Origin of the sequence: Bradyrhizobium sp. I1.14.4 (assembly GCF_050435825.1) — a bacterium.
In the GTDB taxonomy this organism is placed as follows: Bacteria; Pseudomonadota; Alphaproteobacteria; order Rhizobiales; family Xanthobacteraceae; genus Bradyrhizobium.
In genome coordinates this window covers 1-20,007 of record NZ_JBNDLA010000041.1, presented here as the reverse complement: position 1 = coordinate 20,007, position 20,007 = coordinate 1, and the positions used below count along the sequence as shown (strand labels likewise).

At 58.3% G+C, this 20,007-nt stretch carries 15 protein-coding genes; 2 read left to right on the top strand and 13 right to left on the bottom strand.

All coding sequences use genetic code 11. From position 1 onward, the window contains the following. Positions 1 to 226 precede the first annotated feature (226 nt). The 13 genes from ABIB78_RS36835 to ABIB78_RS36775 all read right to left on the bottom strand — a co-directional run bounded on the left by ABIB78_RS36835 (position 227) and on the right by ABIB78_RS36775 (position 16,470). The gene (locus tag ABIB78_RS36835) at positions 227 to 463 is read right to left on the bottom strand and encodes a hypothetical protein (protein ID WP_429033921.1); all 237 of its coding nucleotides are present in this window, start codon (positions 461 to 463) and stop codon (positions 227 to 229) included. Between the two features lie 1,022 nt (positions 464 to 1,485). Then, positions 1,486 to 3,069 carry a hypothetical protein gene (locus tag ABIB78_RS36830; protein WP_429033920.1) on the bottom strand — a complete coding sequence of 528 codons (1,584 nt, stop codon included), beginning with the start codon at positions 3,067 to 3,069 and terminating at the stop codon, positions 1,486 to 1,488. 595 nt (positions 3,070 to 3,664) lie between these two features. Further along, positions 3,665 to 4,993 (bottom strand): hypothetical protein, encoded by a 1,329-nt coding sequence (locus ABIB78_RS36825; protein ID WP_429033918.1) that lies wholly within the window; start codon positions 4,991 to 4,993, stop codon positions 3,665 to 3,667. Then, positions 4,990 to 6,213 (bottom strand): glycosyltransferase family 9 protein, encoded by a 1,224-nt coding sequence (locus ABIB78_RS36820; protein WP_429033916.1) that lies wholly within the window; start codon positions 6,211 to 6,213, stop codon positions 4,990 to 4,992. The genes ABIB78_RS36825 and ABIB78_RS36820 overlap by 4 nt, the downstream gene beginning before the upstream one ends. Positions 6,214 to 6,355: 142 nt before the next feature. Next, positions 6,356 to 7,354, bottom strand: coding sequence for a glycosyltransferase family 2 protein (locus ABIB78_RS36815; protein ID WP_429033914.1), 999 nt, complete (start codon positions 7,352 to 7,354; stop codon positions 6,356 to 6,358). A gap of 206 nt (positions 7,355 to 7,560) precedes the next feature. Beyond that, the gene (locus ABIB78_RS36810) at positions 7,561 to 8,256 is read right to left on the bottom strand and encodes a class I SAM-dependent methyltransferase (protein ID WP_429033912.1); all 696 of its coding nucleotides are present in this window, start codon (positions 8,254 to 8,256) and stop codon (positions 7,561 to 7,563) included. Positions 8,257 to 8,334: 78 nt separating this feature from the next. Further along, positions 8,335 to 8,967 carry a UPF0149 family protein gene (locus ABIB78_RS36805; protein ID WP_429033911.1) on the bottom strand — a complete coding sequence of 211 codons (633 nt, stop codon included), beginning with the start codon at positions 8,965 to 8,967 and terminating at the stop codon, positions 8,335 to 8,337. Next, on the bottom strand, positions 8,964 to 10,523 hold the full coding sequence (gene tnpC / locus ABIB78_RS36800; protein WP_429033934.1) for an IS66 family transposase: 1,560 nt from the start codon (positions 10,521 to 10,523) through the stop codon (positions 8,964 to 8,966). Before tnpC ends, ABIB78_RS36805 begins: the two co-directional genes overlap by 4 nt. Before the next feature lie 50 nt (positions 10,524 to 10,573). Beyond that, on the bottom strand, positions 10,574 to 10,927 hold the full coding sequence (gene tnpB / locus ABIB78_RS36795; RefSeq protein ID WP_429033910.1) for an IS66 family insertion sequence element accessory protein TnpB: 354 nt from the start codon (positions 10,925 to 10,927) through the stop codon (positions 10,574 to 10,576). Further along, positions 10,924 to 11,397 carry an IS66-like element accessory protein TnpA gene (gene tnpA / locus ABIB78_RS36790; RefSeq protein ID WP_429033909.1) on the bottom strand — a complete coding sequence of 158 codons (474 nt, stop codon included), beginning with the start codon at positions 11,395 to 11,397 and terminating at the stop codon, positions 10,924 to 10,926. The genes tnpB and tnpA overlap by 4 nt, the downstream gene beginning before the upstream one ends. Before the next feature lie 176 nt (positions 11,398 to 11,573). Beyond that, the gene (locus tag ABIB78_RS36785) at positions 11,574 to 13,088 is read right to left on the bottom strand and encodes a hypothetical protein (protein ID WP_429033907.1); all 1,515 of its coding nucleotides are present in this window, start codon (positions 13,086 to 13,088) and stop codon (positions 11,574 to 11,576) included. Positions 13,089 to 13,432: 344 nt separating this feature from the next. Then, on the bottom strand, positions 13,433 to 15,001 hold the full coding sequence (locus ABIB78_RS36780) for a hypothetical protein (RefSeq protein WP_429033905.1): 1,569 nt from the start codon (positions 14,999 to 15,001) through the stop codon (positions 13,433 to 13,435). After that, the gene (locus tag ABIB78_RS36775) at positions 14,998 to 16,470 is read right to left on the bottom strand and encodes a hypothetical protein (RefSeq protein WP_429033904.1); all 1,473 of its coding nucleotides are present in this window, start codon (positions 16,468 to 16,470) and stop codon (positions 14,998 to 15,000) included. The genes ABIB78_RS36780 and ABIB78_RS36775 overlap by 4 nt, the downstream gene beginning before the upstream one ends. Positions 16,471 to 16,822: 352 nt before the next feature. Here ABIB78_RS36775 and ABIB78_RS36770 point away from each other — a divergent pair, with 352 nt between their 5' ends. Both ABIB78_RS36770 and ABIB78_RS36765 read left to right on the top strand, forming a co-directional pair. Then, positions 16,823 to 18,109: a glycosyltransferase family 87 protein gene (locus tag ABIB78_RS36770; RefSeq protein ID WP_429033903.1), complete on the top strand. Its 1,287-nt coding sequence runs from the start codon at positions 16,823 to 16,825 to the stop codon at positions 18,107 to 18,109. A gap of 198 nt (positions 18,110 to 18,307) precedes the next feature. Further along, positions 18,308 to 19,852 carry a hypothetical protein gene (locus ABIB78_RS36765; RefSeq protein WP_429033901.1) on the top strand — a complete coding sequence of 515 codons (1,545 nt, stop codon included), beginning with the start codon at positions 18,308 to 18,310 and terminating at the stop codon, positions 19,850 to 19,852. The last annotated feature ends 155 nt before the right edge of the window (positions 19,853 to 20,007 follow it).

Below are 20,007 nucleotides of genomic sequence, written 5' to 3'. Positions count from 1 at the left end.
CAATTCCCGTGGAAACTACGGTCCCCGCGGACGTGGTGGAAAGCTAAGGGTTGACGGAGGTATCGTAGGCTGCGGAAAGGCGGCCGCTCTCAGGGGGCTCAACGATAGTTCTGGTCAGACCCCGTGGTTTTACGGCTCAAGGGCACCTCTCGTGCCGCCAACGAAGATAACCGCTTATGCTCGTGGAAGCCTACGGCCGCGGCTGCCTGTTGGTTCTGAAGCACCTCTAACGAAAAATATCCGGCCAGAATGCTGCCAAGCAAAACATTACAAAACAAAACGCGAGCACGAAGAACTCGGCAAGCACGTAGCACCAAAATCGAACCGGCTGGTGTCCTCGCTTGGCCGTGCCGTGTCGGCTCCTGGCTCGCCCTGTCTTGAAGGTTCTGACGAGATCGAAAATCACCCATGCGGCCAAAAGGCAGACGAAAATTATTATTGCCAGGGCTTCGGTGGCACTCATTTCCCCTTTTCCATCTCCGCCCCCGAGTCGCTCTCAATGAATCATCAGATCGCGTCAACCATCATGGCGCGATGATTCCGTTCTACTCGATTTTTGGCACTAGCTAACCTGGCTTCGATGGCCGATCCTTTCGTGGGCGGGAATCAAGAAGATCCGGTAGCGGTGGCAGTTGAGGACGCGGCTCATGCCTCGGCTCGCTGGCCGAATTGTCCTGGACCTTCGCCAGTTGCCTGCGGCTGACCATATGCCCAATCAGGCCTACAGCCGCCAGCAATGCGCCCATTATGATGAGCCAGTGTGGCAGTTCCAGCCGTCCCAGGGCGGTCCTGACTATGTCCATGTCCTATTTCTTTGCCTTTTATAGCCCGTCTTCAACAAGCCGAAGGACAGGCTGGGTCCAATCGTTCGCTCGACCTATCATCGGCTCAACCCGCCGCTTGATCCAGCCATCGAGCAGCCTCAAAACGCTCTTCCGATCGGCTTTGTAGATGGACCGACGTATGCAGACGTCTGCGGAAGCAGCCATAACGCGGGGGCGGGGAAGGGCGACCGTTTCTCAGGCAGCTGATGCGGATTCCACTCGATGTCGCCTATCGTTCCGAGATGATCTCGCCCACCATTCGATTTGAAGCCGCCCACCCGTTCCGAGACGATCTTGCCCGGCATTCCGGGATGATGTCGCCCGGGTGACGCGGCCTCTTCTGGCTCCCATACTCTCTGCCGTGCCTGGCAGGGTCGCCTGTCGGTGACGATGGGCCAGTCGCACGCGGCCGGCGACAAATTGTTCATCCACTACGCGGGCGACGGCGTGCCGGTGGGTCACACCAATCGTGACCCTGATCGAAGTACCTAGGGGGCCCGCTGAAAGCGAACTGCGCGTCCGCACGCGTGTTCAAGCCATTCCTCAAAGTGAGCTCCTGCAGGCGCAACACAAAGACCCCGACCGACCAAGTCCGCGGACCAGATTTTTCTGGTGCGTTCAGCGAACCAGCGCTCGAACAATGACGAGGTCCATCCTCCCCCTAATGCAACGCGACAGATCGATCCTTGGCCTGCTGGATGCCGCCGGCAAGCGCCTTTGCGTATAGCTCGCGCGCCTTCGTCACATCGCCGCGTGTTCCGTAGGTCTTCCATGTGGAAAGAACGAGGGGATTATATGTCTCCGCGAGCATGAAGCTGGCCTGTGCGCTACCCGTCTCGACGGCGTGTTCGAGTACGATCCGCGCTGCACCGATATCCCCTTGGCCGAGCAGGGCGCTGGCGCGCGCCAGCAACCTGGCCGCTTCCGGGCTGCCTTGCGCCACAGCGACCGCTGGCTGCTCGGTCGCAGCCGCCTCCGCGGCTTGAGTCAGCGTGGGCTCGCGGCCCGGTGCCGGCGCCTCGGCCCGGTCGCGCTCCTTCTTCGGAGACTGCCGCAGCACGGCCGTCGCGCTCTTGGCGGCCTTCTTCACCTGCACCGCTTCGTCACTGGCCTTGCTTGACAGCGCCAGCTGGGTCTCGAGGTCCCGCCGTGCCCTCGCAAGCTCGCCCGCCAGCGCCTCGGCCCTGTCGTGCTCCGTCTGCAGAGACTGTCGCAGCTCCGCCGTGACGCTCTCGGCGGCTCTCTTCGCCTGCGTCGCTTCGTCACCGGCCTTGCTTGACAGCGCCAGCTGGATCTCGAGATCCCGCCGCGCCTTCGCAAGCTCGCCCGCCAGCGCCTCGGCCCTGTCGTGTTCCTTCTGCAGAGACTGTCGCAGCTCTGCCATCCCGCTTTCCGCGGCCTGACCGAGCTGCGTCGCCTGATCGCGCGCCTTGTTCGCCTGCGCTATTTGCATCTGAATGATCTGCTGCGCCCTCGCCAGTTCATTTGCCAAGGCCTCTGCGCGGCGCCGCTCCTTTTCAGAAGACTGTTGTTCTTCCGGCTCCGTTGCCTCCGCACCTTGCTTGCCCTGCGCAGTATCCCGCGGTGCCTGTGAGATTGCCCGGTCGGCTTGCTGATGAAGAGCCGGATCCCGCGCCGATGAATCGGCTTTTTGCGAGTCCTGGCTTGGGACCTGGGTCTCTTGGTTGATGGCCTCCACGCCAGCTGTGTCAGGTCTGACGTTATCCTGCTCACCAATGTATCGCGTCACATGGGCGACGAACTCCGGGTGGAAATACCAGCCGACGAGCGACGCCCCGACCATCACTGCGGCGATCGAGGAGGCGGCAAACCGCCGCCGCGCGGCCGGTCCGCGCTCCTGTTTGGTCTGCGCGGCCCGCGTTTCAACCAGGACGCCAGTGACCGGGTCCGCGTTCGTAACCAGACGAGTTAATTCCGTCACCCTCGCGCGTTCGGCCAAGCCCGAGGGGAAACAAAAGGAGCGGGGCCCTGGCGACGCCGGGGGGGCGATCGATCCAGTTTCCTTTGGCGGAATAAATTCATCTTGCAGAATAAATTCATCACCTTCCTCGGGAAGGTGCATCGTTAGCCAATGCGTCGCCGTGATCTCGCTTGGCTCGCCATTTTCCTTGATCCAGCCACGCCCCTCAGCCGACCACTGAGCAGATTCAAAGCTTCCGCGTACGTCATCCTCAAGAATGACGAATGTCCCATCCTTTGGAGCGGTGTCGATCACGCGGCGCATGTAAAAGACGCCTATTTGAAACGGCTATCCAATTTTTAAAAAGGACTTCGCGAATACATAAACCTTACTCCGCCCCATCAAAGGCCTCAAGAAGATAGTCATTTAGGTCTTCGGCTGTGGTCCGACCGCAGCATGGCGTGGCCCGCGGCGTACCAGGCTGCGAGCGCGCCACGGCCGCAGGCCGAACTTGCCCGCCACAGCGGCCGTTCTCGGGCGGCTGAAGGATAGTTCTGGTCAAACCCGTATTTTTGCGGGGTCAATGTTAACTCCCGTGCCAAAGCAGATCACCGCTTGTGCGCGTGGACGCCCTGTGACTGCGGTCGTGCCAGAGCTCTTTCGGCCTCGGTTAGATTAGAGGGTATGCTACTAACGCGATTTCCAACTTGCCCTGTCCCTTAGAAGCGCAGGGAGATTTTCTCGCATGCCGGCGGTGGTGGGCGAGCGGAGGGTTTACCGGCTACGGTCTAATGGAGCCATTGTAGCAAAGCAGTTCTCCTTGGTATTTCCTATGAAGGCCATGGAATACATCATCGCTGGATACGTTTCGCTGAAAGATCGCGGGGTGCTCGAAGAGATCGTGGACCAACGCGAACGACTATTGAATGAGACCCGGATGCGCAGCGTCCCGTGCTTCAGCCCTCGCTAAGGGCCGAATAAACCGCACCCATCGCTCGGCGCCAACGGATAAAAAGAGTATCATCAGGAAAAATAGAATGAACTGGTGCCGATATAGGAAATGTCTGTGAACGTAGCCGTGGTTCACCATGACGACGAACCAAACCGATGATACCGCTGCGCCCACACACCACACCATGGTCCACTTTGTACGAATCTTCGTCAGCTGTGGATTTTGAGTCGCTAGACGTCCGATCGAAAGGACTAGCGTCACTACGACCCACCAAGGACCGAGCGAAAGTCCGAGGAAGCGGAAAGTGCCCCACTCGGCCTGAAGCTGAAAGTCCGGCACGATCAGTGACAGACTAAGCGGATGCAGTCCCACGAAATAGGACATGAAGTTGAGTAGCATCACCATCGAGTATAGGCCTGCCTGATCGAACAGAGCGATGCCGGATCGATGTGCGGCCGAACTCCGGAAGTCATTCAGAGCGGCCGAGAAGGATCCCCAATATGCCCATACTTCCATAAAATGAAGCCCGTGTGCGGCCGCGAAACCGCCGCTAGCCAGCAACGTGCGTGTTAAGGCAAGTTTCCAACGCGGCCGATAATCCGGGTCGATCCGCGGCATCGCCAGTTCGACGGCCAACGGAGTCAACCCAACCAAAAAAAAATAATCGAAAGTAAGCCAGCCTTGGAGAAATCCGAGCAGAGCGAATGACCAGGCGCCAGTTCCCGGACCAATCGCGAGTGCCAGTTCGATCATTAGTAATGCGCCTGCGTAACCCTGGTCATGCAGTCCAACGAACCCGTCCCAGACCGTCGGCGTGATAGCGCAGGCCCCCATCACCAGCCACCCGACGGCCGTCCCAAACCGTCGACGTACAGAAAGGCCGAGACAGGTTATTGCCACCCATCCGATGGTGATGGGAAGAAGTCTAAGGTGGGAAACCGGCGTGGCGCCAAAAACCCGCGCTGCAGCATAAGCAAGATATTCCGGGCCGGGTGGGTAATGTGTGTAAACACCTTCGCTGGAGACGCCATACATGCTGACGTCCTTTTCAGCCGCAAAGCCGTCCTCCGGGTACATGCCAGGATAATAGACTGTGCCCAATCCATAGTGACTCGCTAAACCGTCCTCTAGGAAGTGACGCAATTCCCGCAGAACATTGGCCTCAGAATATTGGTCGACATACGACAGGCGGTCACCCCAGCCGGCGACAAGCCAGAGGCAAATGATAGGTCCCACTGCGCAAAGTGCCAGAAAACACAGGCCGGATGTCACGCGATGGCTGTGACTCACGCTCATTCGGCGCTGACCCGCGCCGCACGAACTCTCTTTTCAGAGGGCCCCAATGTCCAGCCGAGTGCTGGGCATATGCGGTGCGGCTCAAGCGAGGGGACCGGCCTAGAGTTGCTCATTAAGCCTTGGAAGGCTAGCGCCATGCAATCGCGGGAACCATTACAAGGCGGCGTTTCGTTCACGTGAATGCAAGGCGAGCACGGGAGACGGACATACTCAACACGTTCCAGTAGGCTCAATCGGCGGAGCCGGGTGGCCGGATCGGTCGGACCGAAGGCTGAAACCGTGGGCACTCCCAGCGACCGCGCCATATGCAGCAGCATCGAGTCGATGCCGTAGTAGAGAGAGGCATGTGCGATCATGTGGGCTGACTGCGCAATACTGAAACGCCCGCAAAGATTCCGGCCGCGCCCCATGACCGCAATGATTGCCTCGGCCTCGGCGCTGTCAGCAGCGGCACCTAGAAAGACGATGTCATGGGTGACGAGTTCGACATCTCCCAGCAGTCGACCCCACTCTTCGGGCCGCAGTTTCCGTTCAACGCCGAAATCGGAGCAGCCGTGGCCGACGGCGATATATGGTGCGGACGGTGGAGTGCCCTCTGGTTGCGCGGTCCTCATGATTTGGTCCCTGAACCTGGAGTTAAACTTAGTCACCCCCACGGTGTCGATGCCAAACCAACTCGCAAGAAGATCATAAAACAGATAGACCGGGCCATGAACGTTGAAGAACGTCATGTGCGTATAAAATCCGCGCCGCCAAAACACGATCTCATCCACAAACCCAATGCGGTTTCGGACCATCGACAATACGCTGAAAACCGTGGTGAGGCGGGAGTGAACTTCGAGGTCTATGAGATGATCGGTTCTCCGCCCCATTCGCCAGAGCACGATAAGAGAGGTCTTGACCAGCTTGACTAAGGATGAGTCATCGATCGTCCAATACTCATCGAACCAGTCCAGCCCCCGAGCCACGTTGATCACGGCGGGCGTTCCGACCAAATAAAAGCTATCCGACGGAAAGCGCCGGCGGATCTCGTTCATCGACGGCATGGCCAGAAACAGGCTACCTGCCCCGACCATTTTTATTACCACGCAACCGCGCCGGCGGCTGGTTGAATGGTCTCGCCGCAAGAGCAGTCCCAAACAACGTACCGGCAAATATAGCAGAGCTAGCAAAAACCCGCCGAGCCAATAGTCGATCCTACGCTTGTTTTGGAAGGTCATGACGATGGCGTCCTACCAACAGCACATTAGCGCGACCGGGCGATGAATAAAAAAAGGCCCGTTTCGCCAAGATTACTCGATTCTCGGTGCTTCAACCGCCGCGATTCGTTGCTCAGCCTCCGGGCAATAAGACCGCGCAAATTTAAGAATCTTGCGCGGGACAGGGGTGATCTCGGTTTTTTCGCTCGTTCTCCAGCAGAGTCGTTTCGATTGTATAACGAGGTCGACGCTTGGTTTCGTGATAGATCTTTCCTATGTATTCGCCCAAGATACCGAGACAAATCAATTGAACGCCGCATATCAGATAGATTGGGATAACGGTAGAAGCCCAGCCAGGAACAACGACCGAGAAGAAGGCTGCCAAAAGCGCCCAGGCTCCCATCAGGAAGGAGAAGAAGGAGACGACAAAGCCGACCCCCGTGATGAGGCGGAGTGGCATTGTGGAAAACGAAGTCACGCCGTTTAGCGCTAGAGCGATCATCTTTCGCAAGGAGTATTTTGAGCTGCCGGCAAATCGGGGCGCTCGGTCGTAGCTTACGATCACAGCTTTGAAGCCTATCTCCATAATGAGCGCACGAAGAAATAGATTTGACTCGCCGTATTGCCGGAGCGCTTCGATAGCGCGCCGGCTAAGTAGGCGATAGTCGCCGTGATTGTAGGTTATCTCGATCTTCATCCAGTGAAGGCAGCGATAGTATATTTGGGCGGTCATGCGTTTGAATGCATTGTCAGTTGTTCGGCTTCTTCGAACCGCGAGCACGACGTCCGCTCCTGCCGCATTCGCTTGAACCATTTCAGTGATCAGTTCCGGATCGTCTTGCAAGTCTGCATCGATCGAGATGACAATGTCGCCAGTTGCTGAGAGCAGACCGGCGAGCAGGGCGTTTTGGTGTCCTCGATTGTGCGAAAGCTTGAGTCCGAGAAAGCAGCGAGCCCTTCGATGTAGTTCCTCAATCGTTGCCCAAGTCCGATCGCTCGATCCGTCGTCGACGAAGAGCAGGTGGCTATCCTCGCTAACCATGCGCGCATTAATCATGCTTCGAAGCTGCGCGGCTATCCGCTGGGCGGTTTCGGAAAGGACTTCCTGCTCATTGTAGCAGGGGATGACAACACTTAAAGTTGGAGGGAGGAGATTGCCCATTTTGGAGGATGCTCCCTAATAGGATTCCGCACAAAGGTTAGGACCAGGTCTTACGCGCCCACGTACTGAAAAAACAATTGCCGCTAATAATATTGCGTGAAAACGGCTCCGGTTGGAAGCGTCTACGTCGGGTGACCCCTGAAGATGGCTAATGTGCTCCGGCCGTCGAAGGGGGGCTCGACGATCTCCGCCAGAAGCGAAACGCGTTAAGGTTTACGTGCCCTCGCCGAATACTGAGCCCCAAGGGCGCACCAGCTAAGATGCTTTTCAATCGGGCGCAGCGCCGCAAGCGCTCGAGGGAAGAAAAGATGATAGCAAAGCCCGGTCCAAACCCAACCAGCGTCATTGATCGATCGCATCAAAGCGCTAGCGGGGATGAGCTTTGCATTCTCATCAAACGGACACGAGTTTACGGCCCTCACGGTCAACGGGTTGAATGGGTTATGCTCAAATATCGCCAACATTCCTCCAGGTCGGGTGACCCGAAGCATCTCAGCTAGCCAGTGGCGGTGATCTTCGTGCGCAATGTGATGGAAAACACAGGCCGAGAATACAACGTCGAACGAATCGGTATCGAGCGGAATTTCATTGCCCTTGACATGGGCGAAGAGTTCCTTGCCGGGGAAACGTTTTTGGCTCAGCTCGATACTTCGTGACGAGGCGTCGGCGCAGGTTAGCAAAGCGTTGGGAAAATACTTCCTGAAAAATGGGATCGAATTCCCGATGCCAGATCCGAAGTCCAAAATCCTCGTGGGAGAGACCAGCAGGTCAGGAACAAAAGTTGCTAGCTGGCTAATCTTATACTCAGCGAAAAATTCAGGAGCCTCGCCTGTAACGGCAATATTTCGTCGGTGTTGACTCTCATATTCGTCGGCGAATCGATCGAATTCAGCTTCTTCCATTGTGAGAATATCGCATGGTTTGCATCGTTCGACAAACGGATCGGGGGTAACCGGTATGAGCTCCCACGTGTGTGGTGATCAGCGCGCGCGAGCGTAGCGGGTCGGCATCCAGTACTGGCGCATGGCCTCGACGACGTCCGGAATGTCGGTATGGGCGTTGCGCAGGAATTCCTCGGTCTCGCGGCCTTTCCTTGGCGGTCCAAGCAATGGACGCCCTCGATCGTCGACGCAATGCAGCAGGATGGGCAGGAGCAAGCCGTGGTGTATGTTGCCGATGTCGAGCAGCGGGGCCCAGGCCGATAGTCTCAGCCGCATGGCAGCATAGAATCCCTGGCACCACGGCCGCGCATCAACGTCGCCATTCGGCTTGCGGCCATGGATCGGCGCGAACCGATCTGGTGCGGTGGATAGAATGTTACTGATGTTGTTGTGGCGCAGCGCGACGGCCGAAATCGCAGCGAATTCCGGCGTGCCGCCGTGGTTGAATGCGTCGGCGTCGATGGCGAGTAGCGGACAGATCCAGTCGATCGGACTCATCGACACCGGCCCGGCCACGATCGCGGCGACATAGCCGTCGAGCTTGGGAAGACTCGTGGCGAGGGGATGCTGCTCGGCGCGCGCCTGCAGCCAAGGCTCAAGCTCGTCGAGCGGCATCGCGGCTGCCGCCATCGGTGATGAAGATGAAGATGATGAACGGCGGCGTCGGCTCATGCTGCCTCCCGCGGGTTGAGCTCGCGGGCCGCCTTCCAGTTCCAGGGGAGAAGTTCGTGCAACTGGTGGCTCCTGGTCTGACCGGAGACGATGCGTTCCAGCACATCGGCCAGATAGGCCTGCGGATCGAGTTCGTGGAGCTTTGCCGTATTGACCAGTGACCCAAGAATTGCCCAGCTCTCGGCACCGCCCTCGCTGCCGCTGAACAATGAGTTCCGCCTTCCCAGAGCAATCGGGCGCATCGAACGCTCGACGGTGTTGCTGTCGACCTCGACGCGGCCGTCGCGGAGAAACAGCGTCAGTCCGTCCCAGTGATTGAGCGTATAGTTGATGGCCTCCGCCAGCTTCGACTGGGAGAACAGTTGGTCGAGCATCGAGGTCAGTCGCGCCTTCAGCACCTCCATCAGCGGTGCGGTCCTGGTGCGGCGGGCGGCAAGCCGCTGTTCGGCGCTCAAGCCGCGGATCTCGGCCTCGATGGCGTAGACCGGCTGCAGGCGCTCGATCACTTCGTGAGCGAACGGCGACTGCATCGTCTTGTACACCTCGACGAATTTGCGTCGGGCATGGGCGAGACAAAAAGCAAGCTGGATCGCCCCGCCATGACCGCGGGCGAGCGCCTTGTAGGCGGCGTAGCCGTCCACCTGCAGAATGCCGGAGAAGCCGATTAATTGTCCGGCGATCTCCGCGGCGCCGCGGCCGTCGGCGAACACATAGGCGACCGCCGGCGGCGAGGGGCCGCCCCATGGCCGGTCATCCATCGCATGCGCCCAGAACTGGCAGATGCGGGTGCGACCTCGTCCAGGATCGAGCACCGGCATCGGCGTCTCGTCGCAGAACAGTCGCGGCGAAGCCTGGATCGTCCGCAGCTGAAGCTCATAAAGGCTCTTGAGCCACCATGCCGCACGCTTCACCCAGCCGGCGAGCGTCGCGCGGTCAAGGTGGATGCCCTGACCGGCCAGAATTTGCACCTGCCGGTATAGCGGCAGATACCAGGCGAACTTCGAGACCACCACGTGAGCCACGAGTGCCGTCGATACCATTCCGCCCTCAACCAAACGCGGCAGCACCTTCGCCTGGACCACACCATCGGTGCAGCTGCGACAGGCGTACTTGGGACGGATCGTCCGCAGCACCCGCAGGATCGCCGGGATCACGTCCAGCACCTCGCTGACATCCTCGCCGATCCTGTGCAGAAGGCCCTGGCAGCACGGGCACGCTGTCGTGTCCGGCTCCAGCACCTGCTCACAGCGCGGCAGGTGCTTGGGCAGCGCACCGATGTTGCGGCGCGCCTTCTTGCGCGGCTTATGGGGCGGCTTCGTCGCAGGCATATCGTCGTTGGCCGACGCAGGTGGTGTGACGCCGCTTGCGAGATCGTCCAGTTCGAGTGCGAGCTGCTCGGCCACGATCGCCGCCATCCGCTCCGAGCGCTTGCCGAAGATCATCTCCTTCAGCGTCTGCATCGCCACGCGCAGCTTCTCGTTCTCGGCGTCAAGCGCGAGCACTATCTCGGTCAGAGCCGCCGGATCGGTCGGGAGAGCGTCGGGACGAATCGCCATGCTCAGACGATACATCCGCGCGACCCGCGCTCCAGCGAAATCCTCACCTCTCAGCCGACAACCGCCGGCTGCTTCACAGGCTTCGGTGAGACACGCGTCCACTCGAGCCCGTCGAGCAGCATCGCGAGCTGCGTCGCACTGAGATGCACCACGCCATCGCGGATCGGCGGCCAGGTGAAGCGCCTCTGGTGCAGCCACTTCGTTACCAGAACCATGCCGCTGCCGTCCCACGCCAGAAGCTTCACTCGGTCCATGCGCTTGCTGCGGAACACGAAGACGTCGCCACAATACGGGTTCGCACGCAGCGCTTCGCTCACCAGCGCCGACAGCGTGTGCACCGACTTGCGAAAGTCGACCGGCTGTGCCGCCAGCACCACCTTGAGGTCAGACCGCAATGCAATCAACGGATGCCCCGAAGCGCCGACAGCACTGTCGAAAGCGTCGCCAGCTCCACTCCCGGCTCGACCCGGACGCGTGCCCCGCCTACCTCGATCTCGATCATCCCGCCAAGCTTGCCTGGGGGCGATGCCATCTGCGGCACCACCTTATGCGCGGACGCTAACCGGTCCGGCTCCTCTGCCGTCGCCGAACCGCTCTCGGAAGCGATCCGGACCGGCACGAAGCCTGGCGCCTGAAAGCCCGCTGTCGTCGCGAACTTGCGCCGCCACACCGTCAGCAGCCCACGGACAACACCATGGCGCCGAGCGACCTCGGAAATATTGGTCCCTTCCTCGAAGCTCTCCGCCACGATCCGGGCCTTCTCTTCCGCCGTCCAGTGTCGTCGTCGACGCTGCCCTGTGATCACCTCGATCCGACGATAGGAGCCGCCTTCCTGCCTGGCATCAAGCATGGCTTCATGCATGGCATCTGCCATAGCCCACCTCCAAAAGACAGTTCATACCCGGCGGTATCGCAGCTCAGTCGCGCGATGCCCAGGTGGGGGGCTCATACCGGTTACGATCGGGGGGAGCGATTTGTCAATTAGTCGGTGGTCGTGCTCCGATTCCGGGTACTAGCGCGACGCCGCCATTTCAGAATTGTTGAACGCGACTAGGGCCTTTGGGTCGGGCTGATCCGGTACATGGTAAATAGCTTTCCGCCAGTAAGTTCCTCAATCCGACCGGGCAGGGGGTTCTCGACGTGCGGTCCCACCAGATAGAGATAGTCAAACTCGCTGGTCCAATGGTGCAGGAAGCGTGGCACGCGCGGATCGTCCGTGCCTGTTGAAAGGGCCACAAGTGTTGAGAGCGGGACGGGGTTGAGGTCGAAAACCTCGTCGATTGCCTGGTTTCGGTATTCTTTGACAACATCAATCGAAGTTATTCCTGGCAGCGCGACTGTCGTCACCATTGCCTTAGCTGACACCGCGAGGGTTGGGGCGTGATCCATCGGCCATTGGAACAATCCCAGTGGTCCATCGGTGCTGCGCCCGACCAGAATGCGAGACGGACGGTCCAGCAGTGCAAACGATGCTTTGGTTTTTGCGTAATCATCTTGATAGTTCAGCCACACGGCCGAAGTGATGGCGACGCTAATGAGCGCGATGACGATTGGAACGACGATCGCCAAAGCAGCAGCGCGCCGCGTCATCGAGATAATTGTGTAAGCGGGAAGGATCAGCAGGGCGGCAATTGGCACGCGGAAATCGATATAGGCGATCCCGAGCAAGCGGAAGGGCGTCACAAGGAATAGCATCGCGAAGCCGGTTGCGAGCCAGAGACCTGAGCGGCTCAAGGACAGCCTCCCGCTACGGAACAAAACGTAGCAGAGCATGATTAACGCAGCGGTCTCAACAGCTGCTAGTCCCGCGCTATAGCCGTTGAGGTTTCCGAAGATCGACATGAACTTCGAGGCAATCTTCCACTCTGTTGGGCCGTTTCCTACATGAGTAGGAGACGCGAGTAAGACCGCAAAAACCCCCAGCATTGGCGCGCCCAACATGGCGAGTTGTACGATGCCGGAGCGTCGCCAGTTGAACCGCGAGAGTTCAAGAGTACCGAGCGTTGTCGCGTATAGTCCCAGTGCGAATAGATGCGCAACATAGAGCACGACGACGAAAAGTGTATGCACGATCAGTCGTACAGCGTTCGTGCGACCACGTAGGAATTCCCAACCAGCCAGCCCCCATAGTGCGATACCAAGGCCAAACTGGAAATTGAGAAATCCCCACGCGAAGGGAAAGGAATATAGCAACATCACCGCAGCAAGCCCTGAGATTTCATGCCGCCGCTTCACTGCCAGTTCGAGCGCGATCGCGCCGCTTACGATCAGAAGTTGGCACGCAATCAGGAAGATTTTGCTGGCCGGTTCGACGCCGACAATCCGCGCAAGCGGCGGAACAAGAAGATCCATAGCGAGGTTGGAGTAGAGTGTTTTACTAATCTCATAGAAAGGGTTGGCCTCTGGCGTGCCCGCTGCAGCGAGCACGTACATGCGCGCAACGTGGTTCGGATAATCCACCATCGCCGGAAGAGCTACCAACAGCACCGGACAGATCGCGACAACAACAAGTGCGGCGACGGAGAAGTTAATCGGGAGATAGGTCTGTTGGCGAAGCGCGACCACAGTTAGCCTTGACTCGCTTTAAAATGCGCAAGAATCAACCCGCTGACGATCCCAGATTGAATTAATCATCAAAAAGCCCCTCGCGTCCACCAATTCCCCAGCATCAATTTTCCTGTGCGGTAGCTGTGCCGACGCTCGGCCATGTGATTGGATAGCCAGAGTAAATCGCGCATGTCGATCTTGTGGTTTCGGCTCTGTCGCCGGTCCGGATCGAACGCCCTGCGTCTTGCTGACGACCTCCGCGAAGCTGCCGATCAGGCCATGTTTGTCGGGGGCAAATGGCTCAAAACGACGCGCATTGCATGAATAGGCCGAAGACGTCCATCACAGAATCATTGAAAGCGTCAGGGCTCTTGGGTCTGGCTGATTCGGTACATGGTAAATAGCTTTCCGCCAGTAAGTTCCTCAATCCGACCGGGCAGGGGGTTCTCGATGCGCGGTCCCACCAGATAAAGATAGTCAAACTCGCTCGTCCAATGGCGCAGGAACCGTGGCACGCGTGGGTCGTCCGTGCCTGTTGCAAGGGCCGTAAGTCTCGAGAGCGGGACGGGGTTGAGGTCGAAAACCTCGTCGATCGCCTGGTTTCGGTGTTCTTTGACAACATTAATCGAGGTTATTCCTGGCAGCGCGACCGTCGTCACCATTGCCTTAGCCGACACGGCGAGGGTTGGGGCGTGATCCATCGGCCATTGGAGCAATCCTATCGGTCCATCGGTGCTGTGACCGACCAGAATGCGAGACGGACGGTCGAGCAGTGTGAACGATGCTTTCATTTTTGCGTAATCATCTTGATAGCTGAGCCAAACGGCCGTAGTGACCGCCACGTTGATGAGTGCGATGCCAATCGGAACAACGGCCGCTAAGGTCGCGGCACGCCCCGTCACCGAGATCGTCGTGTAAGCTGGAAGAATCAGTAGGGCGGCAATCGGCACGCGAAAATCAACACCGGCGACTCCGAACAGGCGGTAGGGCGTCACAAGGAATAGCAGCGCGAAGCCGCCTGCGAGCCAGAGACCCGAGTGGCCCAAGGACAGCCTCCGGGTACGGAACAAAACGTAACAGAGCGCTATCAGCGCAGTGGCCTCAACAACGGGGAGCTTCGTGCTGTAGCCGTTGAGGGTTCCGAAGATCGACATGAATTTCGAGCCAATGATCCACTCGGTTGGGCCGTTTCCTACATGAGTGGGCGACGCGAGTAAGACCGCAAAAACACCCAGCATCGGCGCGCCCAACATGGCGAGTTGCAAAATGCCTGAGCGCCGCCAGTTGAACCGCGAGAGTTCAAGAAAACCGAGCGTTGCCGCGTAGAGCCCCAGCGCGAACAGATGCGCAACATAGAGCGCCGTGACGAAAAGGGAATGCGCGATCAGCTGCGCACCGACCGTGCGACCACGCATGAATTCCCAAACAGCCAATCCCCATAGTGCGACGCCAAGGCCAAACTGGAAATTGAGAAATCCCCAGGCGAAGGGGAAAGAATACAGCAACATCACCGCAGCAAGCCCTGAGATTTCATGCCGCCGCTTCACTGCCAGTTCGAGCGCGATCGCGCCGCTCACGATCAGAAGTTGGCACGCGATCAGGAAGACTTTGCTGGCCGGTTCGACGCCGACAATCCGCGCAAGCGGCGGAACAAGAAGATCCATAGCGAGGTTGGAGTAGAGTGTTTTACTAATCTCATAGAAAGGGTTGGCATCTGGCGTGCCCGCTGCAGCGAGCACATACATGCGCGCAACGTGGTTCGGATAATCCACCATCGCCGGAAGAGCGACTAACAGCACTGGACAGATCGCGACAACGACGATTGCAGCGACAAAGAAGCTAATCGGGAGAGACGCACCCAGGGTTAGCTTGGGACTCGATTTAGAAGCGGAAGATTGAACGCGCTGACAATCCCGGATTGAATCAATCATCTAAAAGCCCCGTCGTGCCTACTATTTCCCGCGTTGCGGATGTGCACCACAGCGGTCTCATCTGAGTAGGCGCGCTGCCAGCCGTCGAGATGATCAAGCAGACCTGCTGCCGGTGTTGCTGGCATCAAGAGCACTGCATCAATCTCGTACTCTTTGAGCAAGCCTAGGAACTGGTTTACGTCTTTAAGCTGCAGCGCTCGGAAGTAGGCCATAACGAATTGTTCGCCATATAACTCGGCCCGGCTATCGATGAAGACCGGCATCTGTTCCGAGATCAGGTACCCACCGAACGGATAGTCGTTGAGGACGCGCTTGGCACCTCTGAGTTTGAGCACGTCGATGGCAGCCGCAGGCGAATGAATGAGCGGCGGCGAGAACTTGTGATTGGCTGCATACACCCATGTCGACACACCGAAAGCGGCGATTAGCATCGCGGCCGGCACAGTTGGAAAAATCATCTTACCTGTTCGATCCGCTTGCAGGCCGAATTGCGATGACACAGGCGTCAGCACCACAAGCGGCAGAAGGCAGGCGAAGATATCGACGTTTCGAGCGTGGGAAAGGGCCATGTGAAACAACCCCAGCACCAAAAGAATTCGTGGCGGCGAAAGCTTTAGGCCGAAATAAAGCGAACCCGCTATCAAAGCCAATATAGACCCTTCGAACATGCTGAAGTGGCTGAAATCCGCTGGGCTCCATTCGGAAATCAGATTCAGCAACTCCCCGAGTGCTAGAATTTTGCGCGCCGCGAGAATCGACCCCCATCCGTAAGGGGTCGCGCAACAGGCGGCAAATGCGCAGGCACCAAAAACGATCCAACGCAGCGCCAATGGCCCTCGCTGCGAAACCTCCGCATTCCACAAGGCGTCAAATGCGATCGGCAGGATCAACGCGAGCCCGAAAACAAATCCTCCATGAAGGTTTGCCCAGAGCGTCATTAGTGGCAAAAGCCAAAACGATGGTGGTTCGCGTCTCTCGCTTGCACCCACAAGCCCGTTTACCCATGCAAGCATAACGGGCAACGCAAGCACGTGTGGGCGGGCGAGAAAGTGAGACGCGGAAACTGCCAAAGCCACCAGCGCAATGATGATTGCATGGATCGAGCGAATGCGTCGGCCGAGAATGAAGGCGAGAAAGGCGAACGTTCCGGCGATACAGGCCGCAGCGAGAATTATCGGCCCGGACCAGCCGCCTGTCTCGAAACTGCCGGCATAGAGGACTTGCGCCAGCCAGGAAGTCGAGATCCACGGTTCGCCTGCTTTCGTAAAGGAATAAGTATCGACGCGCGGAAGGGCGTTGTGATCAAGGATCCATTTCCCCACCGCGATATGCCAATGGGTATCGGAATCGTTCAGAAGAGCGTTGCCGTTGACCAACAGGAGCGCGTACACACCGGCCCCCAGCCAAAACCACGCCGGAAGGACGAAGCCGGCCTTTGCCGCTGCGAATAAGGGCCTCTGGACGGTCATAGCGCGCCTATCTCCTGCAAGCGGACCTATGTCCAACAAAACGTGTGATGATTCCGTCGGTCTTCGAGGCTAACGAAGTTTTCTTTAAACAGCTTCGCTATACGGTGACGCTGGCTCTGGCGCTAAACAATCGTGGAGCTTAGGCGCAGTATCGCAAGTATCCGACTCGCTATACAATCAAGACATTGGGGTCATTCTGCCGGTATTCGCGTTTTAGTCTAGTTCTGATTACAACAGCTTATAATTGTGTCCAGACCGCAGGGCTCACGCCTTTGCAATTTGCTTACCCGACTGCGCGCTGGGTCGCGTGAGTACCGTGTTCCCCGGAGCAATACCAGCCAGGATGCCTGATGTGAAAGCTGATCGCGAAGCAGATGCTGACCAAGCCATCAAGCCGCTCGTCGCCGCTCCCCATTTAGGTGTCGCTGGCCACGCTCAGCCCGGAAGCCGCGGCCTTCTTACGCTGGTGTCAATTATAGGTTGCGTAATCGGCTTATACGGCTGGCTAAAGTTCGTTATGGCGTTTGATCATAACGGGCCGTTTGGGCAGCGCTACATCACCCCCGGCATTGACTACATGGTGTACTGGCGCGCCGCTCGGGCGGCGATGGCGGGGGACTTCGCGCTACTGGCCGACCCGGTCGCGTTCACGGCTCAGATCAGCGAGCAATTCCACGCCTGGCTAAGCCGCCCCCTCCCATTGTTTCCTTGGATGTATCCACCGCATTTTCTGCTCATTCTAATGCCATTCGCGGTCCTGCCGTTCGCGATCTCATACGCAGCATTTCAGGTGGCGAGCTTTGCCTTGGCTGTCGCCGCCGGTTGTCGTTTCTGGGCGGGCTCCTCTAGGCGCTGGGCGCTGTGGGTGCTTGGTCTCGCTCTGTCGCCAGCCGCGTCCATGAATGTCATCGCCGGCCAAAACGCGTTTCTGACGCTCGCGTTGCTGTTAGGCGGTATGGGCTTGCTCGGCCGTAGCGATTTTGCGGCGGGGCTCATCCTCGGGTTGTTAAGCTATAAGCCGCAATTTGCCATCATGGTCGCGGTGGCTTTGCTGGCGGCGCGTCGCTGGCGTGCGCTAGCAGGTGCCATCGTGTCCGCGTCGTTTGCAATCGTGCTCAGTGCCGCCATATTCGGCTTCGCCCCTTGGCGGGACTGGCTAGGCCATACTCTGCCGGGTGCCCTAATGGGTGGAGCAAGCGATCTAGCATGGTCGAACGCGGGGAGGGTGTGGGGCCTGAGTGTTTGGGCCTGCGCGACAGCGCTGGGTGCGCCGGACTGGCTCGCCAATGCGGCGCAAAGCGCGGCAATCCTTCTGGCTTTAGTTTGCACATGGATCGCTTTTCGTGGCGCGTTAGGGCGCGACCGGCGCATCGCAGTGCTGCTAATTGCGACGTTGATAGCGGCGCCACACGTTTCGCCCTATGACCTGGTTTTGCTCGCCGCTGTTGTGCTGCTGCTATATCGCGACATGCTCGATGGAACGGCGATCATTCCGGGTTCGTCGTTGTTGCTGCTCCCCTGGTCCGCACCACTCGTAGAAGTGCCTCGCTTGTCTTTCTTTGGATTTGGTGTGCCGGTCGTAATGGTTTGCATGCTGTTTGTCCTGCTGCGCCCTGCCGCGCCACAAGCAAGGAATTGAGGTTTTCAGCTGATGCCACATTTGCCAAAGGCGGCCGACTTTCGCCGGTTGTTTCCTCAAGCGAGGTCGTCGTCGCTTAGTCGATCGAATAGTCGAGTGGACACGATCCATGCGGATCACGTGGCCGTCGCACATCATGCGGGCTTGAAAGCCAGCTTTCGGAAAGTAGCCCAATAGGGCCTTCGAGCGGAATTGATGATGTCCAGCGACGGCGACAGTCAAAACCGCGTAGGCGTGAGAGGCGGACCCTTTATGCCAGAGGAACTGATTGATCAGCGAAGTCTGCTCCTCGTCGGTTTGCTATTTGCAGCGTCGGTGGTTCCGGTGCTGTCGGTCGACACTCCTGCTATGATCGATTATGTAAACCACCTCGCCCGAATGCATCTTCTTGTGGATGCTGCTGCGGGCCGTCCGAACCCGGCTTACGAAATAGACTGGCGGCTCTATCCGAATCTCGCCGTCGACCTCATGGTCCCAGTGGCGGCGCGGTTCGTAAGCGTCGAGACGGCCGCTCGTCTTTTTCTGCTGGTAAGCCAAACGTTGGTGGTTAGTGGCGCGATAGCGCTGGAATTGAACGTTCGTGGGCGACATCAGCTGTCGGGCTTCGCCGCACTGGTCGCGCTTTACAGTTTGCCGTTTCTTTGGGGGCTGCTGAACTGGGAATTCGGTTGTGGCATCGCACTATGGGCCATCGTATTTTGGATCCACTTTCGCGGAGGGCCTTGGCTTCTTTTGGTCGGATTACATACCTGCTTTTTCATCATATTGTTCTTCGCTCACTTGTTTGCGCTCGGCGTCTACGGGTTGACGATTGGTTGCTACGAAGCGAGCCAAGTTCGCGGATATCGTCAGGCCGCGCGAACCTTTGTTGCAATGGCGTTTCCGGCGATCGCGGCTTGCCTGTTTCTGATGTGGTCGGGCGGCACGCCTGAGCAGCCAGTATTTACGTGGTGGTTCGGACTGAAGCTGATGTGGCCATTGCTGGTCATGAACTGCTACAACTTATTTCTTTCGATCGCACTTGGGGTTTCGATTGCCGGGCTGTTGGTATTCCTGGCGTACAACCGCATACTGGGCATGGCCCGACCAGCCGTTTTTATCGGATCCGGTTTTCTCGTTGCGTACCTGTTGATGCCGGCCCGTCTGTTCGGCGGCGCATACGCTGACGTTCGTCTAATTCCAGCAATAATGCTAATCCTGCCGGCGTTTTTGACGGTGCACTGGCCGTCAGTCGCTGTTCGATCAGTGGCCGCGCTCGTGGCTGTAAGCATCATACTCATTAATGCAGCGACCGTAGCCTCGATTTGGGCCGCTTACCGTTCTGACTACGCCGAGATTATCGCGTCGTTTCGGCTACTTCATGCCAATTCAACAATTCTGGTCGCGCGCAGCGATGTTGAAGTCGGCCGTATGAATGCGCCGATGTTCTATGCCCCAACCTTGGCGGTACACTATGCAACTGCGTTCGTGCCATCGCTATACACGCTGTCTGGTCAGCAACCCGTCAGGAAATCGGCTTCGAAATCGGCATTCGAGATCGAAGACGCGCTTGATTACCTGCCAACAACGATTTCGCAGTTGAACAGCGCCTCGGCGGGCGGAACGGTCCCGTCGCATGTTCGCGCCTGGCGCACCAATTACGATTACCTCTACATTGTCGGAGATCAGCCCGCCAGCATCCCGGACCGCTTAACCAGTATGATGCACGGCCGTCGGTTTACTCTCTATGCGATAGGAAAATAGCGATAGCCGAACGATTTGCATTTGCGGCTTGAAATTCGGGGGAGGCGATAGTGCAGCTCTCCTTAGTATCTGTCCGAGAACATCTTGAATCATCGGAATCGTTTGTGATTCAAGGGAGGCGGTCCGAATTTGAAGGGGCGCCCATGTGGACGAAG

Coding starts and splice junctions, on each gene's coding strand:
- ABIB78_RS36835 (WP_429033921.1), bottom strand. CDS start 463: ATGAGTGCCACCGAAGCCCTGGCAATAATAATTTTCGTCTGCCTTTTG.
- ABIB78_RS36830 (WP_429033920.1), bottom strand. CDS start 3,069: ATGCGCCGCGTGATCGACACCGCTCCAAAGGATGGGACATTCGTCATT.
- ABIB78_RS36825 (WP_429033918.1), bottom strand. CDS start 4,993: ATGAGCGTGAGTCACAGCCATCGCGTGACATCCGGCCTGTGTTTTCTG.
- ABIB78_RS36820 (WP_429033916.1), bottom strand. CDS start 6,213: ATGACCTTCCAAAACAAGCGTAGGATCGACTATTGGCTCGGCGGGTTT.
- ABIB78_RS36815 (WP_429033914.1), bottom strand. CDS start 7,354: ATGGGCAATCTCCTCCCTCCAACTTTAAGTGTTGTCATCCCCTGCTAC.
- ABIB78_RS36810 (WP_429033912.1), bottom strand. CDS start 8,256: ATGGAAGAAGCTGAATTCGATCGATTCGCCGACGAATATGAGAGTCAA.
- ABIB78_RS36805 (WP_429033911.1), bottom strand. CDS start 8,967: ATGAGCCGACGCCGCCGTTCATCATCTTCATCTTCATCACCGATGGCG.
- tnpC (WP_429033934.1), bottom strand. CDS start 10,523: ATGGCGATTCGTCCCGACGCTCTCCCGACCGATCCGGCGGCTCTGACC.
- tnpA (WP_429033909.1), bottom strand. CDS start 11,397: ATGGCAGATGCCATGCATGAAGCCATGCTTGATGCCAGGCAGGAAGGC.
- ABIB78_RS36780 (WP_429033905.1), bottom strand. CDS start 15,001: ATGATTGATTCAATCCGGGATTGTCAGCGCGTTCAATCTTCCGCTTCT.
- ABIB78_RS36775 (WP_429033904.1), bottom strand. CDS start 16,470: ATGACCGTCCAGAGGCCCTTATTCGCAGCGGCAAAGGCCGGCTTCGTC.
- ABIB78_RS36765 (WP_429033901.1), top strand. CDS start 18,308: ATGTCCAGCGACGGCGACAGTCAAAACCGCGTAGGCGTGAGAGGCGGA.